General features: G+C 34.0%; 8 protein-coding genes. 2 read left to right on the forward strand and 6 right to left on the reverse strand.

Translation table 11 applies throughout. The annotated features are described in order from the left end of the window. Positions 1-21: 21 nt before the first annotated feature. From tamL to OZP11_RS09945, 4 genes are all read right to left on the reverse strand, one after another. On the reverse strand, positions 22-2,340 hold the full coding sequence (gene tamL, locus OZP11_RS09930) for a translocation and assembly module lipoprotein TamL (protein ID WP_281235046.1): 2,319 nt from the start codon (positions 2,338-2,340) through the stop codon (positions 22-24). After that, positions 2,324-7,435: a translocation/assembly module TamB domain-containing protein gene (locus tag OZP11_RS09935; protein WP_281235047.1), complete on the reverse strand. Its 5,112-nt coding sequence runs from the start codon at positions 7,433-7,435 to the stop codon at positions 2,324-2,326. The genes tamL and OZP11_RS09935 overlap by 17 nt, the downstream gene beginning before the upstream one ends. A 201-nt stretch (positions 7,436-7,636) precedes the next feature. Further along, positions 7,637-8,596: a GSCFA domain-containing protein gene (locus OZP11_RS09940; protein WP_281235048.1), complete on the reverse strand. Its 960-nt coding sequence runs from the start codon at positions 8,594-8,596 to the stop codon at positions 7,637-7,639. Positions 8,597-8,694: 98 nt separating this feature from the next. Beyond that, positions 8,695-9,495, reverse strand: coding sequence for a hypothetical protein (locus OZP11_RS09945; protein ID WP_281235049.1), 801 nt, complete (start codon positions 9,493-9,495; stop codon positions 8,695-8,697). 163 nt (positions 9,496-9,658) lie between these two features. Between OZP11_RS09945 and OZP11_RS09950 the strand changes: the two genes are divergently transcribed. Both OZP11_RS09950 and OZP11_RS09955 read left to right on the forward strand, forming a co-directional pair. Continuing rightward, entirely contained in the window at positions 9,659-10,819 is a 1,161-nt protein-coding gene (locus OZP11_RS09950; RefSeq protein ID WP_281235050.1) for a zinc metalloprotease, read from the forward strand. Positions 10,820-10,925: 106 nt separating this feature from the next. Continuing rightward, entirely contained in the window at positions 10,926-12,671 is a 1,746-nt protein-coding gene (locus OZP11_RS09955; RefSeq protein ID WP_281235051.1) for an ABC transporter ATP-binding protein, read from the forward strand. An 85-nt stretch (positions 12,672-12,756) separates the two neighbouring features. Here the strand turns inward: OZP11_RS09955 and OZP11_RS09960 are convergent, their stop codons facing one another. Both OZP11_RS09960 and alaS read right to left on the reverse strand, forming a co-directional pair. Then, positions 12,757-13,134 carry a GxxExxY protein gene (locus OZP11_RS09960; RefSeq protein ID WP_281235052.1) on the reverse strand — a complete coding sequence of 126 codons (378 nt, stop codon included), beginning with the start codon at positions 13,132-13,134 and terminating at the stop codon, positions 12,757-12,759. 168 nt (positions 13,135-13,302) lie between these two features. Next, positions 13,303-15,933 (reverse strand): alanine--tRNA ligase, encoded by a 2,631-nt coding sequence (gene alaS, locus OZP11_RS09965; protein WP_281235053.1) that lies wholly within the window; start codon positions 15,931-15,933, stop codon positions 13,303-13,305. Positions 15,934-16,019: the final 86 nt, after the last annotated feature.

The raw sequence follows: 16,019 nt of genomic DNA on the forward strand, positions 1-16,019 counted from the left end.
AAATCGACTCCAGCAAAAAACCTAAAAAGGATATCCAATTGCGATATTCAGTATTAAGTTGTCTTTTCGCCAGGAACCACTTCCAAAATTAATATCGTCAATTACCCATCTTTGTCCGTCTGGTAACGCGGGATTTCGAAGCGGGATTGCTAAATCTGTTCTTAAAATCAGGAACGACAAATCGAAACGAAGTCCTACTCCTGCTCCAACGGCAAGTTCTTTCATGAAGTCTTTTGAAATTTCGGCTCCGGGTTTGTTTGGATCGGCATTTAAAAGCCAAATATTTCCAGCATCAAAAAATACCGCACCTCTTACAATACTGAAAAGTTTTGCTCTGTATTCAGTATTAAACTCCAGTTTTATATCTCCAGACTGGTCAGGCGTATAATTATTGGTTAAATTATCAGGAACAACGTAACTTCCGGGACCTAAAGTCCTTGCTCTAAAAGCACGTATACTATTGGTTCCTCCTGCTACAAATTGTTTTGATGTTGGCAGTGTATTCGAGTTTCCGTACGCAAATCCTGCACCTACGATTAATCGGCTGGCTAGTTCGCTTTCTTTACCTAATTTAAAATAATGCCTAAAATCTGATCTGATTTTGACATACTGACTGAACGGAACGTCAAATATTTTAATAGTATCATTTTTTTTGATATTTGCCCCAGTCACTAAACCGGTTAAATTACCCGCCAAATCCAATTCGCCATTAAAATATATGGTATTTTTTCGGCGTTTCTGCATTGTATTGGTATATGTATAATTGTAGGTTGGACCAAAAATCAATTGTTTTTCAATTACTTTACCTAACGCAGCATCCTGAGCAATATCGGCCATATATTCCGGCGTAACATGATTTGGACTCACATACGTAATATCCATCACATTTAATTGATGTTCTTTACGGATGTTCTCTTTCCATAAATATCCAAAAGAGGTATTAAATGAATTCAAGGCATACAACTGAGTTCTTTTTTGATATTCGTATCGAAGTGTTACTTTAGTTCTGGGCACATACTCACTGTTTCCTTCAATGTTAAAAGGCGTTATAAATCTTGGCCATGTCAAACTGGTTTCTGCTCCGAGTTTATAGATGTTTTTACCTTTATTTACACCTCCAAGCTGAAAATCTGCACCTCCAAAAATGGAGAAAGAAAACAATTCTGCACCTCTGAAAAAATTACGATTATTCCAGTTTACATTTACTTCTGTTCCGGTATAACTTGCTGAATTGGTTTTTCCTAAAACCTCAACGCGTATGAATTTCTTCGGTAAAAGTGTTAAGTAGTAATAGGAATCTAAGGCATTTTTAATACTGTCTGACGGTTTAAATTCGTTCTTTACAAAACTAAAAGTTCCCAGATTTACAAAACGGTTTAAGGTTAGATTATGATCTTTTCTATTGTACAAATCTCCTTTTTTAAAATAAATCGTACGATCATAAACTCTTGGTTTAAAAGTCTCTGTAGTATCTATAATCGTAAAATCCTTATACTGCTGAACGTTTCTTTTTCTGTACACCATGCTGTCGTTGGTCAGCGAGTAATTAGGATACACAAAGATTTTATCAATTTTATAAGCTGTAAGTGCTTTTACAGGTGTATCATCTTTTATTACCAATCGAATATTGACTTCGTGATCGCCTTTACTGCTGTCCACTTTTGCCAGAATATAATCGGGATTAAAATAGTAATATCCTTTTTCTTTTAATCGGGCATCGATTCGTTCTCTTTCGGCTTTTATGACATCCAGATCATATGGATTTCCGACTTTTAATAAACTTCTTCGGCTTGATCTTCCTATAATTCTTGACATCGCCAATGAATCATCCGGAAAAATTACGCTTTTAATTTTATATTGTTTTTTAGGTGTAACTGTATATTCTGCTGTCACTCTTTTATTTTTAGCAGTAGAGTCAGCGCTGACACGGGTTTTAAAAAATCCTCTGTTTTCTGTATAATTTCTTAAAACAGATGAGTTATAATCTAAATCAACCTGACTGAAAAGCACCGGCGGTTCGCCCACTTTATTGCGAAGCCAATATCGTGTTCCTTTTTCTTTTGTTGGTTCTCCGGCAAGATTATAAATCCATAATTTGGGACGTAATCCCAGAATTTGTTTGTTGGGTTTCGGACGAAGCAATCCTTCAAGTTCTGTTTCAAGCGCTTTTCTTTCTTTTCTTTTCATCAAAGAATCTTTCACTTCTACAGAACCTCCTGTGTAAAGCAAATCGCCTTCCGGCAGGTATTTTGTATTACTGCATCCTAAAGCAAAAAATAAGGAAAACAGTGCCATATACTTTACAAAATGCTTTTTTATATGATTATGTTTTTTGTTCATTTCCCTGAATTTGATTTTCCTGCTGCTCTTCCTGCAATTTTTCCTTTTCTTTCTCTTCTCTCTTTTTTTGTTTTTCTTTCTCTTTACGGAGTTTCTCTTCTCTTATCAATTCTCTTTCCTGTTCTGTACGATGAAAAAGCTCTCTGAATTTATTGTAACTCATCGTGATAATAAAAGCAACTCCGGTTTCAATAACCTGGCCTTCAACTGCCACTTGATACTGGTTTTTTCTATAAGCACGAACCATATAACGACCGTCTTTTGTTAATTGATAATCCAGCGCAACATCTCCGGCAATATTGGTGCTTTCTTCATTGGCGCGTTCCTGGCCTTCTACCCCAAAGCTGCTTCCCACAGTTACTTTTAATCTGTCATCGAGGAGTTTTTTCGAAACCTCAACATTAAGATCCGTACGGTTTTGCATGGTGCCTGTTGTGTAATCTTCTGTAGACTCAAGATCAAAATTAACTTCAAATCCGGTTATTAATTCACCTGCCAGATTGTTTAATTGCTGCGAAAGAATCTTACTCACACTCTGTCTTGCAAAAGATTCGGCATTTACACCGCCGCTTTCGCTTTGAAAAGGATTTTCGCCTACAAATCGATTTAGTAATAAAAGGGCAAAAACCTGTTTGTTTAATTCCGCCGGATCTTGTTCTAATTGTTTTAATCGGCTTTGCGTAAGTTCAACCACATCAGACGCTACATTGTAATTGCCTTCCGGAAGTTCAATTCCAAAAGAGATTTCCGGTTTCATTAATTCTCCATTCATTTTTAATAAAGTATTGAATGGCAGTTTCTGTTTGTATGTATTTTGTATCGTTGTACTTTCGCTTTTCAGCTGGTTTCCTAATAAATCAATTGGTGCTGTATTAACTTTATAAATTGCAGTTATATTTACAGTAGCCATTGTAGGTTCGCCGTTCCAGGTAATGAAACTTCCTTTCTGAATATTAAATTTTCTTTTTATTCCATTGAAATTCATTTGATAGGCACCATCCGAAAATTCATATTTCCCGGTCAAAGTTGTTTTTCCGGATTGATCGATTCCGCCCACCAATTCAGCTTCTCCTTTTAAATTTAGGTAATCACCGTTTGCTTTGTCAATCAGTAAGGTTAATTCAGCTTCTTTATCAATCGAAATAGCAACATTCACGTTCATTCCTTTAAGCTCAGACTGATTCAGCTTATTTTCCAGTTCAACTGTTTGTTTCAGGTACATATTGTCTTCATTCACAAACTCAACAATTCCCTCGCGGTCAGCGATTGAAGGATCTGACTGCGGCAGCACGACTGTAAATTTGGTTTCTTTATTGATTTTAACTGTTCCGTCGACAACCGGGCTTTCCAGATTTCCTTTAATATTTAGTTTCGTATCCAAAAACAAATCGCCATAGAATAAATCATTGTCTTTTGCTTTTGAATTTATGGCTCTGAAATCGTTAGCTTCAACTTGTAAATCAAAACTATATTTCCTAAAATCAGGCGATTTTATATTTCCGTTTACATATAGTTCATTATCATTTTCATCAAAAAGAGAGAACTTATCAAATGTAATCGTCTCATTACTGAAAGTAATTTTTTCGTTTTTAGTTTTAAAATACGAATTCAGCTGTGTGACTCTAAAACCAGTATCGTTAAAATTTAATTCTCCATTAATCTGCGGTGCTGCAGTATTTCCGGTTACTTTAAAATTGCCTGATAAGTATCCTGTTCCTTCGGTAATATTACCCATTGTAAAACCCTGAATACTTTTTATGTTCAGTTTATTGATGTCGATATCAAAATCAAAATTTCCGGCATCGAGCTGATAATCTCCCGTCAATTTAAGATCATTTCCTTCGTCGCTTAACGTCACATTGGCAGCAAGAGTATTGGCAGTTTTGTTATCCACTTTAACTTCTAAATCGCCGACTTTTTCTCCTTTAAAGGCAAAATCATCAATTTTTAGGTCTGATGTAAAAGTCGGACTGCTCATTACGTTTTCGACTACTGCATTTCCGTTAATTAAACCCTGCATCAAAACTTCATCTTTTTTGACCATATTCATAATAGTCTCAATTTTGAAGTTTACAAAATCGACCTGCAAAGGTGCGTTGTCCTGCGTTCCCTGAGACTGAACTTTTAATTCATTTCCGTTATTATTAAGATTGAATTTATTTACATACAATCTTTTTTCACCAAATTCAATGGTATTTTCAGGATCAATATTCCATTTATCATAATTTAAAACAAAGTTTTCGGCATCGAGTTTTACAATGTTTTTAGAATCTTCAGTTTTAAATTCTCCGGCTATGTAATATTGTTGTTTTTGTTTGGCATCCTGAACTTCAAGAGCATATGTCAAAGTATTATTCTGCACATCGCCTTTTAAAGTTGTAAACGGAATTTTTAACGAGCCGCTTTCGATTGTAGCGATAGAAACCGAGTATTCTAAAGCATTTTCTTTGGCTTCAATATTTATTCTTCCGTCAGAAATTGTGTTGTCGCCATACGTAATTCTTGGAATTGTTCCTCTAACTTCCAATGAATCTGTTGCATTATTATACTTTCCGGTAATTTTAATTGGCTCCAGACCAGTTAATTTCGGAATCAGTTTAAAAAGAATCGGGTCATTATCAACCGTTAAAGTAAATGCCAGTCTTTGTTCATCTGATTCTGCGTTTACTTTTGGAGTTTTTAAATCAATATATTTCGATAATGATTTTTTTACTGCATCGGCAAGTGTTGTTAATTTGTATTTCCCGTCAACTTCGGCTTTTAGAAACTGAGACGAGATTTTTATATTATTTCGGGTATTATCTGAAAACGCAATTACACGAACCGAATCTAAAACGATTGGCTCCGCATCCTGTAAAATCTGAACATTCGACAGGAATACTTTTCCGTTTAGAAAATCAGGATTACTATTGGTAATATCGGCATCGACATTGCCGCGCAGTTTCATTGGCCCTGCGTGTAAGTTTAGTTTTTCTAAATCGGCAATATCCAGATTTAGTTTTAATTTGACAGTTGGATATTTTTCTTTTGTATCACCGCTGGCCGTTAAATCGAAATTCAAATTAGGATCTTTCATTCCTGACTTTACAGCAAAAGATCCGTTTTCGATATTTCCTTTTAATGCTAAATTTTTATACTCATATCGGTTAAAAACAGCTTTCTGAACCAAACCGTCAATTACTGCATTGGCTGTTTTGGGGTCTAAACCATTTCCTTTAACTTTCGCTTTAAGCGTAATTTTTCCAATTGAATCGTTTTTAATTAATCTGCCCAAATCGAATTCCTGCAGCGAAACTTCAGCATCGTATTTTTCTTTTTTCTTGATACGCTGATCGAATAAAGCATCGACTTTAGCATTTCCGAAACTGCTGTTTAAAGCCAGATTGGTTTTAAAATTCTGAACCGAACCTTTAAATTTTCCCTGAAGATTTAACTGCGAAGGCAATTGAATATTTTTAGGAATTGTTCCGGCCGGTACAACCATATTAATATCTTTTGAAGTACTCGAAATCCTCTTGATATTCAGATCGTAATAGGCTTTTTGAGCATCAGGAAGTCCGGCAATTTTCCCTGAAAGGGAAACTTTTGTTGCGCCAATACCGCTCATTTCGAATTTCGAAATAGTCAAATCTTTCACTTTCCCGCTTACACGGCTGTCTACATATAAAATCGCATTTGGATTGCTTTTAAACGGATTTGTTTTTTGTAAATCCGGAACGAATAACAAAATGTCTTTGAAACCAATTTTAGACTGTTTTAAATTCGCGTCAACAGCAAGATTTCCTAAATCTTTTTGAAGTGATGCAAGCGATTTATATTGTGCTTTTACTTTGTCCTGAACTAATGTCTGCGGTGTTTTTAAATACAAATTATCTAAAGATGCATTTTGAGGTCCGTAAAAGAAATCGGTTTTTAATGCCTGAATCTGTAAACCGCTTTTTTCGTTTACTGTCAAAGTTTTTATATTTCCCGAAATGGTGTCATTTCCGTAATATAATTTTTCTGCTTTAAAGTTGAATTTATTCAGATCCAGATGCATGTAATCAATACCTTTTGTAACTGGTTTTGACTGCATATCATCAAATTTGAAAGCGATATTTTCCAGATTGGCATCGTTTAGTTTTACTTTCCAGCCGGCTTGTTTTATGGCAGTCGAATCTAAATCTGGTGCTTGAATCTGCTTATCTTTTGCCCCCAGACGTAAATTTCCCTTAAGATTTTTAACTTCAAAAGTATCAAAATCTAAAAACTGTTTATTAAGATCAACCTCATTTACTATTAAATTTAAATTTCCTAAACGAATTCCTGAATTAAGTTTAGAATCTTTGTTATCGTAAAGAATATCAATTTTAGAAAGGCTTATTTTTCCGAGTTCTAAATTGAAATCTTTTCTTTTTGAAATTGTATCAACCGTTTCAACCGAAACTTCAGCTATTTTTTCGACAACATCCTGATCTAAAACAAGCTTTAACCCGTCAAGATTAATATTCGGGATATTAAATTTCATATTATCCAGGTCGAATTCCCTGAATTTGGTATCGAAATGCGCCAGGTTTACCCGAATATCATTTTTAGAATAATCGTCTTTAAAATTGAATTTTACCTGATCCAGATTTACTTTTACAACCGATATTTTAAAGGGTTTGCTGTCTGGATCTTCTACTTTTGGTTCTTTAGATTCGAATGCTTTTATGATATAATCGAAATTGAAAACACCGTCTTTGTTTCTGGAAATATTCGCTTTTACATTTTCAAGTGAAACTGAATTGATTTCGAGTTCGCTGCTAACGAGTTTAAAAAGATCAACATCAACCTCTAAACGTTTACCTGCCAGCAGTGTATCTTTTTTTTGATCTTCGAAATAGAAACCTTCCAGAACTACATCTTTAGGGAATTTAATAAGGATTTTATCGAGTGAAATTTTTGTTTTTATCTTTTTATGAAGATATGTAACCGCTTTATCCTTAACAAAATTCTGAACCGACGGAACCTGAATTAAAATAATAACAAGTAATAAGAGTGCCACAACAGAAACCGCACACCAAAGTAGTATGCGAAGTGTTTTTTTAAGAAAATAAACGGGTTTCTTATTCATACGCCAATAAAATCAATAGATTAACTGCTTCTGAAAAAAGCAGAATTACACATCTTACAAAATTGTAAAATTTAAACCTTTAACAATTTACATAATTATGAGCAATTATTCTAAAATTTTACGATGAAACACTTAATTTTCTTACTTTCTAATCGCAAGAGACAAGGTGCAGAAGTTCAAAGAAACAGAACTTTTTTCTTTCTAAAATTTTATATGCGGCTGTTTTTCTCCTAAAGTTTTTATTTTTTGCTGAAGTTTGGCTAAGAATTTTTGGTGCTGTTCAGATTCGGGATTGAAGCTTCGGTGGCGGAGGCTCTTTTGGATTTCGTCTACTTCTTTCATTACCGGAAAACTGTTTTCTGAAATGTAATTTTCACTAAAAAGTTTCCAGATATAATCAATCGCAATTTGGTTGGGATGAAGCATATCTTCGTTGTAAAAACGATAATCGCGAAGTTCGTCCATCATGATTTCGTAGGACGGAAAATAGTTATGCGTTATAAGTTGTGAATTATGAGTTTTTAAAACATCGTGAAGTGCAGTAAATAAGTGTGATTTGCTTAACTGGTTTTCTACAAAACCATCTTTTATATGACGTACGGGTGAAACAGTAAAAATGAAATTTATATCTGGATTTAATCCCTGAATTAATTCAATTGTATTTTGAATACTTTTCTGGATTACCTCTATTGAAAGTAATTCTTTTGAGAATTGTTTTTGAGGTACTTTATGACAATTGGCGGCAATTTGATCACTTTCTATATTTCTGTATACCCACGCAGTTCCCAGAGTGATGATAATATGCGTCGCTTCCTTTAACTGTTTAAAAGTTTCTGTTATAGCTTTGTTGAGTGTTTCCAGTAACTGTTGTCTGTCAGCATTACTCAAATCAGAATGTACCTCGAAAGAATGCCAGCGTTCGTTATAAAAAAAAACGTCTTTTTCGCCAAAGAAATCCTGTTCGCAGACTCTTCTAAATAATTTTTCAATAGAAACGGGATTAAAAATAATTCCAAACGGATTGGTCTCGTTTTGGAATTTAAAGTAGTCAAATTTTAATGACATATTTTCTGCAAAACAGGAACCAATAGAAAGCACTTTCGAATTATAACCGACGGGATTGTTACTTTTTGAAATTGGGATCTGGGTTCTGAACTGCATGGTTTGTAAATTTAAACACGAATTTCACCAATTTTCATCAATAAAAAAACCAAATACAAAAAGTATTTGGTTTTTCAAGATTTTAAATTTTGCCTAAATTAGTATTTATATTCAGTTATTTCGCCTGTACCATCCCCCGTAAATGATATTTTTTTAGTTGGATAACCTTCTCTATTATATTCATATTTAATACCATTAGCATAATCATAGTTGATATAATCAAATTGATACGTTGTATAATGACTCACTCCGCTTAAATTGTTTACGGGAGAAAAAATTCCTATTCCATCAAAGCTCCCTTCATCCAATAAGTATTTTACTCCTAAGACGTTTTTAAATGCACTATTACTTGTGTCGTAAGTGTATAAAAGAGTTTTAGTAAAAGTAATAGCGTCATACTCATAATGTGATTCTGTTTTTGTTAAATTTCCTTCAGTAAAAGTTAAAATTTCATATGTCTTGGTTTTCAATTCTTTACCCGTATTATTATCTATTGAATACTCTTCTCGTGTAATTGTCCCATTTTCATTATGAATGTATAGGTATTTAAATCGGCTGTCTTTTAAAATTTTATCTGCGACAATCAATTTATCATTTTCATAAGTAAATGATGTTTCCGAAATTTTCACCTCTCCTCCTGATTCAGAACTGTATTTTATCTCTTTTACAATTTTATCTCCCTCATACAAATATTCATTTCTCTTATTTATGCTGTTAATTTCTAAAATCTTATTGCCGTCAAAAAACAGGTTTGTTACAGTTTCGTATGATCCATTCACGGATTTGTAAATTATTGATTTAGGTAAGACCAATTTGTTTTCAAAACTCTTTTCATCATCGTTATTGCAGGAAACTAAAACAGTTAAGCAGCTTAATAAAAAGAAACCTATTTTTTTCATAATGATTTTGATAACAAAGTTTTATACAAAAATGATTGATTTCTAAAATCCTTAAAATCCACAAAAAGACATTTTTATAACACTATAAGACATAATTCAAATCAACACAACATTCAGCATTCTTTTTTCATTAAAATTGTATTCCGGTTAAATCAAAATCTTTATGAAAAAATTCTTTTTTTTACTGATAAGCCTAACCTGTTTATCGTATTCCTGTACTTCTGACAAGACTGAACAAACCATTGAATCAAATGCTGATGAGGGACTTGTTTGTACTTTTGATTTAATTAATGACCAAATAAATGGTGCACCTAAACCTGGAACAGTAATTATTAATTACCCTCGCTGGAAAATAGGCGATACTATTAAAATCAAATTTTTGGATGGCACTTCAACAGAGCACGAAATAGTAAAAAAATATGCTAGTGAGTGGACAAAATATGCAAATCTTAAATTTGATTTTGTTTCAAAAGAAGAAGATACTCATCTCAGGATTGTCTTTAATAATGATGACCGAGGTGGTGGTGCGTGGTCTGATTTAGGAGCACAGCTTTTGCTTCCACGATCTATTTATAAGGATTACCAGGACACCCCATCAATGCGATTAGGGCCAATTGATGACAGCGAAAGTTCCAGAAGAACGATACTACATGAATTTGGACATGCATTAGGTCTAAAACATGAAATGACAAATCCAAAGTCTCCTATTAAGTGGAATTTATCAAAAGTATATGCTTACTATTATGATTTGATGGGCTTATCAAAAGAAAAAGTTGACAAAGATATAATTAATAAACCTATTGTAAATGATTATAGTGAATATGATCCTTTGTCAATTATGCATTATTATGTACCTGCTGCTTTAACATTAGACGGTGTTACTGTAGCAAGACAAAGTGTTTTATCTGATATTGATAAGCTTTCTATACATAAATGGTATCCTTTTAAATCAGCCATTGGAGCTGGTCAAATAACTTATACCGCTCTTAAAGAAATAAGATCTCCAAACGGGAGGTATTCACTCACGTTTTCGCCTATTGGCACTTTATTTGTCACAGATATAATCAGCAATAGAATTCATTGGCAGATATTTACCGTTAACCCAAACTTCTACACCAATATGTCGTATTTTTTGCTGCCAAATGGGAATTTTGTAATAAAAGGGCAAAAAAGAGGCGAACTTACTCAAAATATAATATGGAGCACAGAAACTGCCGGGTATCCGGGAGCTGTACTTAGTCTTCAGGATAATGGACATCTTTTGGTATTATGGAATGGTTATGCTGTTTGGAATTCAAAAAAAGCAAAAAGAAAGTATTTTTAAGGTATAGTATTTCCATAAACAATAATTTACATTTTAAATAACAAAAAGGAACTTTACAAACCCAAACAATTGTTTATTTTTGCATCTTCCATTTTTTTAATCTTATATGAAATTATTATACTCTTATATAATCAAACATAAAATGCTTTTGTTTTTTGCTTTGATTATGGCTACTATAAACATTTGTTTCAGTTTATCAGACTCTATTATTACCGGTAAATTAATGCAGGACTGCGGTGTCGGGATTGCTAAATACGCAGGAAACGAAATGGGCTTTATCAAATCATTAGCCTTCTGGCTTGGTCTTTCGCTTGGTGCTGCAATGATTTCCAGAATTACCAAAAATTTCCAGGATTATTTTACCAATGTTGTCATTCAGAGAACCGGTGCTCAAATGTATACCGATGGTATTAAAAAATCTCTTGATCTCCCTTATGCAGAATTTGAAGATCAGCGAAGCGGTGAAACGTTAAGCAAACTGACAAAAGTTCGTGCTGATTCTGAAAAACTAATTACACTGTCGATCTCTCTTATTTTCCAGACCATTGTCGGGTTTATATTTGTTATTTTCTATGTTGCAAGAATCGACTTTCGAATCTCGCTTATCTTTTTAATTACAGCGCCAATTATCGCATTGGTAAGTTCATATCTGGGTAAAAAAATCAAAGTAGTTTCGAAAAAAATCGTGAATCAGACCAATGCTCTGGCGGGTTCTACAACCGAAAGTTTACGTAATATCGAATTGGTAAAAAGCCTTGGTTTAACGTATCAGGAAGAGAAACGTCTGAACTTGAATACCTTTAAAATCCTTCAGTTGGAATTAGAGAAAATCCGTTTTATCCGTAGTTTAAGTTTTATTCAGGGAACCACAGTTCACTTTTTAAGAACCTGTGTAGTTTTTACTTTGTATTATTTCTTATTTGGAGGAAAAATTATTGTGGGTGATTTATTGACCATGGTATTTTTTACTTTCTTCATTTTTGGTCCGTTACAGGAACTTGGAAACTTTATTATTGCGGTTAACGAAACCAAAGTTTCAATGGAAAATTTTAGAAATTTATTAAATGCCCCGAAAGAATTCCGTCCAAAAAACCCAAAACATGTTGGAGCAATTCAGTCTTTATTATTTTCTAATGTGAGTTTTCAGCATAGAACCGCAAAATTTAAGGCTGTAGAAAATATCAATTTCGAAATTAAGCAAGGCCAGACCGTTGCATTTGTAGGTCCGTCAGGTTCCGGAAAAACTACTTTGGTGAAATTATTAGTAGGTTTATATACCCCCGCAGAAGGTCAGGTTTTGTACAATGATATCGATTCGACTGAAATTGATTTATTAGATCTACGAAAACAATTGGGTTTTGTAACGCAGGATGCACAATTATTCTCAGGAACAATTCGCGAAAATTTATTGTTTGTAAAACCAAATGCAACCGACGAAGATTTATATGATGCTTTGAAAAGAGCAAGCTGTGACAAACTTTTAAAACGTGCCGAAGATGGCTTAAACACTACAATTGGTGAAGGCGGAATTAAAGTTTCGGGCGGCGAAAAACAGCGATTATCTATAGCAAGAGCAATTTTAAGAAATCCTAATTTATTGATTTTTGACGAAGCAACTTCGGCTTTGGATTCTATTACAGAGGAGGAAATCAATGACACGATCCGAAATATTTCAGACAAAAACAGAATCACAGTTTTAATAGCGCACCGTTTATCAACGGTAATGCATGCCGACAGAATTTTTGTTCTGGAACAAGGTAAAATCATCGAACAAGGTAAACATGATGATTTAATTGTAGAAAAAGGCTTGTATTATGCTATGTGGCGTCAGCAGATTGGGGAAAGAAAATAATTCTCTTGTTTTAAATAATCTCGCAAAGACGCAGAGTCGCAAAGTTTTTTTATAAGCTTTGCGACTCTGCTTTTATTTTAAGTTTTTAAAGATTTGAAACTACTCTTTTTATACCAAACTTAATTATTGGAACATTGAAATTGATTAACAATCCTAATTTCATTTTTGTGATTTTGAGATACGTTAGAACCTGTTTGGCATGAACATCTGTAAGCTGCTCAATTGATTTTATCTCCAAAATAACTTTATTTTCAACAATTATATCTGCACGAAACCCTATATCCAAATTTATTTGATCCCAAATTACAGGTAATACTTTTTGCCTTTCAACACTTAAACCTTTTTTAGTTAATTCATGAAACAAGATCGCTTCATAAACAGATTCTAACAATCCTGGTCCGAGTTTTACATGTATTTTATAGCAAACATCAACTACGACAGCTGAAATTTCATTTTCAGTCATACTTAAAATTTAAAGTATAAACTTACAAATTAAAATTAGACAAACAAAAACTTTGCAACTTCGCGATTCTGCGAGATTAAAACATTATTCGTCAATAATATTTTAAAAAAAGTCGCAAAGCTTATAAAAAAACTTTGCGACTCTGCGTCTTTGCGAGATTAAAAAAAATTACTTCAAGAAATCTCCAGCTTTAGCAAGTGCCTCAGCGATTCCATCTACATTTTTACCTCCTGCAGTTGCAAAGAAAGGCTGTCCACCACCACCACCTTGGATGTATTTCCCTAATTCACGAACTACTTGTCCGGCGTTTAAGTTTTTGCTTGCTGCAATTTCTTTAGAGATGTAGCAAGTTAACATTGGTTTTCCTTCGTGAGCTGTAGCAAAAACCACAAATAGATTATTGTATGAATTTCCTAATTCATAAGCCAGATCTTTTGCTCCTTCAGGATTTAAATCAACTTCTTTTGCTAAGAACTGAACTCCATTGATTTCCTGTAATTCTTTCGCTAAATCAGCTTTCATATTTTTCGCTTTATCTTTCAATAAAGTTTCCAATTGTTTTTTCAACTGAGCATTTTCGTCTTGCAATGACAGAATCGCTTTTACAGGATCCTGAGCATTTTTAAGTGCTTCTTTAATTTCAGTTAAAGAAACAGCCTGAGACTCAAAGTATTCTTTAGCAGCTTCACTTGTGATTGCTTCAATTCTTCTGATTCCAGATGCAACTGCACCTTCAGAAATAATTTTAAAGTCCCAGATATCAGATGTATTGGCAACGTGTGTTCCTCCGCATAATTCGACAGAATCACCAAATTTAATGGTACGAACTAAATCGCCGTATTTCTCACCAAACAAAGCAATTGCGCCGTCTTCAAGAGCCTGCTCTTTCGGGATAGCTCTTTTTTCGATTAATGGTAAGCTTTCGCGAATTCTTGCATTTACGAAGTTCTCTACTTCTACTAATTCTTCATCAGTAACTTTAGAGAAATGAGAAAAGTCAAAACGTAAAGAAGCATTACGAACCATAGAACCTTTTTGCTCAATATGCGTTCCTAAAATCTTGCGTAACCCTTGATGCAATAAATGCGTAGCCGAGTGGTTTGACGAAGTTTTAGCTCTCTGAATTTTGTCAACAACAGCATTGAATGTTCCTGTAAGATTGTCAGGAAGCGATTTTGCTAAATGTATTGTTTGGTTGTTCTCTTTTTTAGTATCGATAATATAAACGATATCACCGTTTTGAGCTTCAAGGTATCCTTTATCTCCTGTTTGCCCGCCGCTCTCTCCATAAAACGGAGTTGCATTGAAAACCAACTGAAAAATTTCACCGTCTTTTGCGCTCTCAACTCTGCGGTATTTCGTAATTTTTACCTGATGAGCCAATCTGTCGTAACCTACAAATTCCTGAATATCATCTTCTATAATGACATGCCAGTCACCAGCCGTTACTTTTGATGCCGCACGGGATCTTTCTTTTTGTAATTGTAATTGTTCCTGAAATCCTTTTTCATCCAGTTTCAATCCTTTTTCCGAAAGAATCAAAGCTGTTAAATCAATCGGGAATCCGTATGTATCATACAATTCGAAAGCTTTTTTACCATCGATTGTATCACCTGAATTATTTAAAATTACAGCGTCTAAAAGAATTAATCCCTGATCTAATGTACGAAGGAATGAATTTTCTTCCTCACGAATCACATTTGAACAAAGTGCTTTCTGCGATTTGATTTCAGGGAAAGAATCTCCCATCTGCTCGCTTAATGTTTCTACTAATTTATAGATGAAAGCTTCTTTAGTCCCCAAGAAAGTAAATCCGTAACGAATAGCACGACGTAAAATTCTTCGGATTACATAACCCGCTCCTGTATTAGACGGCAATTGACCATCGGCAATAGCAAAAGCTACCGCACGAACGTGATCTGCAATTACACGAATCGCAATATTTACTTTTTCTTCGGCTTCGTTTGATGCTTTTACAGTATATTTTGTACCCGTAATGGTTTCAATTTCTCTAATTAAAGGCATAAAAACATCTGTATCATAATTCGATGTTTTTCCTTGTAATGCCATACACAAACGCTCAAATCCCATTCCGGTATCTACGTGCTGTGCCGGAAGTTTTTCAAGAGAACCATCTGCTTTACGGTTGAATTCCATGAATACATTATTCCAAATTTCAACTACCTGCGGGTGATCGTTATTTACAAGGCTTTTTCCTGAAACTAAAGCTTTTTCTTCTGCAGAACGTAAATCAACGTGAATTTCAGAACAAGGTCCGCATGGTCCCTGATCTCCCATTTCCCAGAAATTATCTTTTTTATTTCCTAAAATAATTCGGTCTTCATCGATTAAAGTTTTCCAGATATCCCAAGCTTCCTGGTCAAACGGAACATTATCTTCTTTACTTCCTTCAAAAACAGAAACATAAAGATTTTCTTTTGGGATTTTATAAACTTCAGTCAATAATTCCCAAGCCCAGTTGATTGCTTCTTTTTTGAAATAATCACCAAAAGACCAGTTTCCTAACATTTCAAACATGGTATGGTGGTACGTATCGATTCCCACCTCTTCAAGATCATTATGTTTTCCTGAAACACGAAGACATTTTTGCGTATCGGCTATACGTGGACTTTTTGGCGTTCCGTTTCCTAAGAAAAATTCTTTAAACTGGGCCATTCCCGAGTTATTGAACATTAAGGTTGGATCGTCTTTAAGTACAATAGGAGCCGAAGGAACAATGGTATGCCCTTTACTCTCAAAAAAATCTAAAAATTGTTTACGTACGTCTTGTGATTTCATATTTAAATTAGAAAATGTGTCTGTTTAAAATGTGTTGATTTGATAATGTGATAATTAAAGATCTTATTAAATTAATAATGCGTTAA

This window comes from Flavobacterium gelatinilyticum (genome assembly GCF_027111295.1).
In the GTDB taxonomy this organism is placed as follows: Bacteria; Bacteroidota; Bacteroidia; order Flavobacteriales; family Flavobacteriaceae; genus Flavobacterium; species Flavobacterium gelatinilyticum.

Excerpts from the sequence above, each read along its gene's own strand:
- tamL (WP_281235046.1), bottom strand. The coding sequence starts at position 2,340 with ATGAACAAAAAACATAATCATATAAAAAAGCATTTTGTAAAGTATATG.
- OZP11_RS09935 (WP_281235047.1), bottom strand. The coding sequence starts at position 7,435 with ATGAATAAGAAACCCGTTTATTTTCTTAAAAAAACACTTCGCATACTA.
- OZP11_RS09940 (WP_281235048.1), bottom strand. The coding sequence starts at position 8,596 with ATGCAGTTCAGAACCCAGATCCCAATTTCAAAAAGTAACAATCCCGTC.
- OZP11_RS09945 (WP_281235049.1), bottom strand. The coding sequence starts at position 9,495 with ATGAAAAAAATAGGTTTCTTTTTATTAAGCTGCTTAACTGTTTTAGTT.
- OZP11_RS09950 (WP_281235050.1), top strand. The coding sequence starts at position 9,659 with ATGAAAAAATTCTTTTTTTTACTGATAAGCCTAACCTGTTTATCGTAT.
- OZP11_RS09955 (WP_281235051.1), top strand. The coding sequence starts at position 10,926 with ATGAAATTATTATACTCTTATATAATCAAACATAAAATGCTTTTGTTT.
- OZP11_RS09960 (WP_281235052.1), bottom strand. The coding sequence starts at position 13,134 with ATGACTGAAAATGAAATTTCAGCTGTCGTAGTTGATGTTTGCTATAAA.
- alaS (WP_281235053.1), bottom strand. The coding sequence starts at position 15,933 with ATGAAATCACAAGACGTACGTAAACAATTTTTAGATTTTTTTGAGAGT.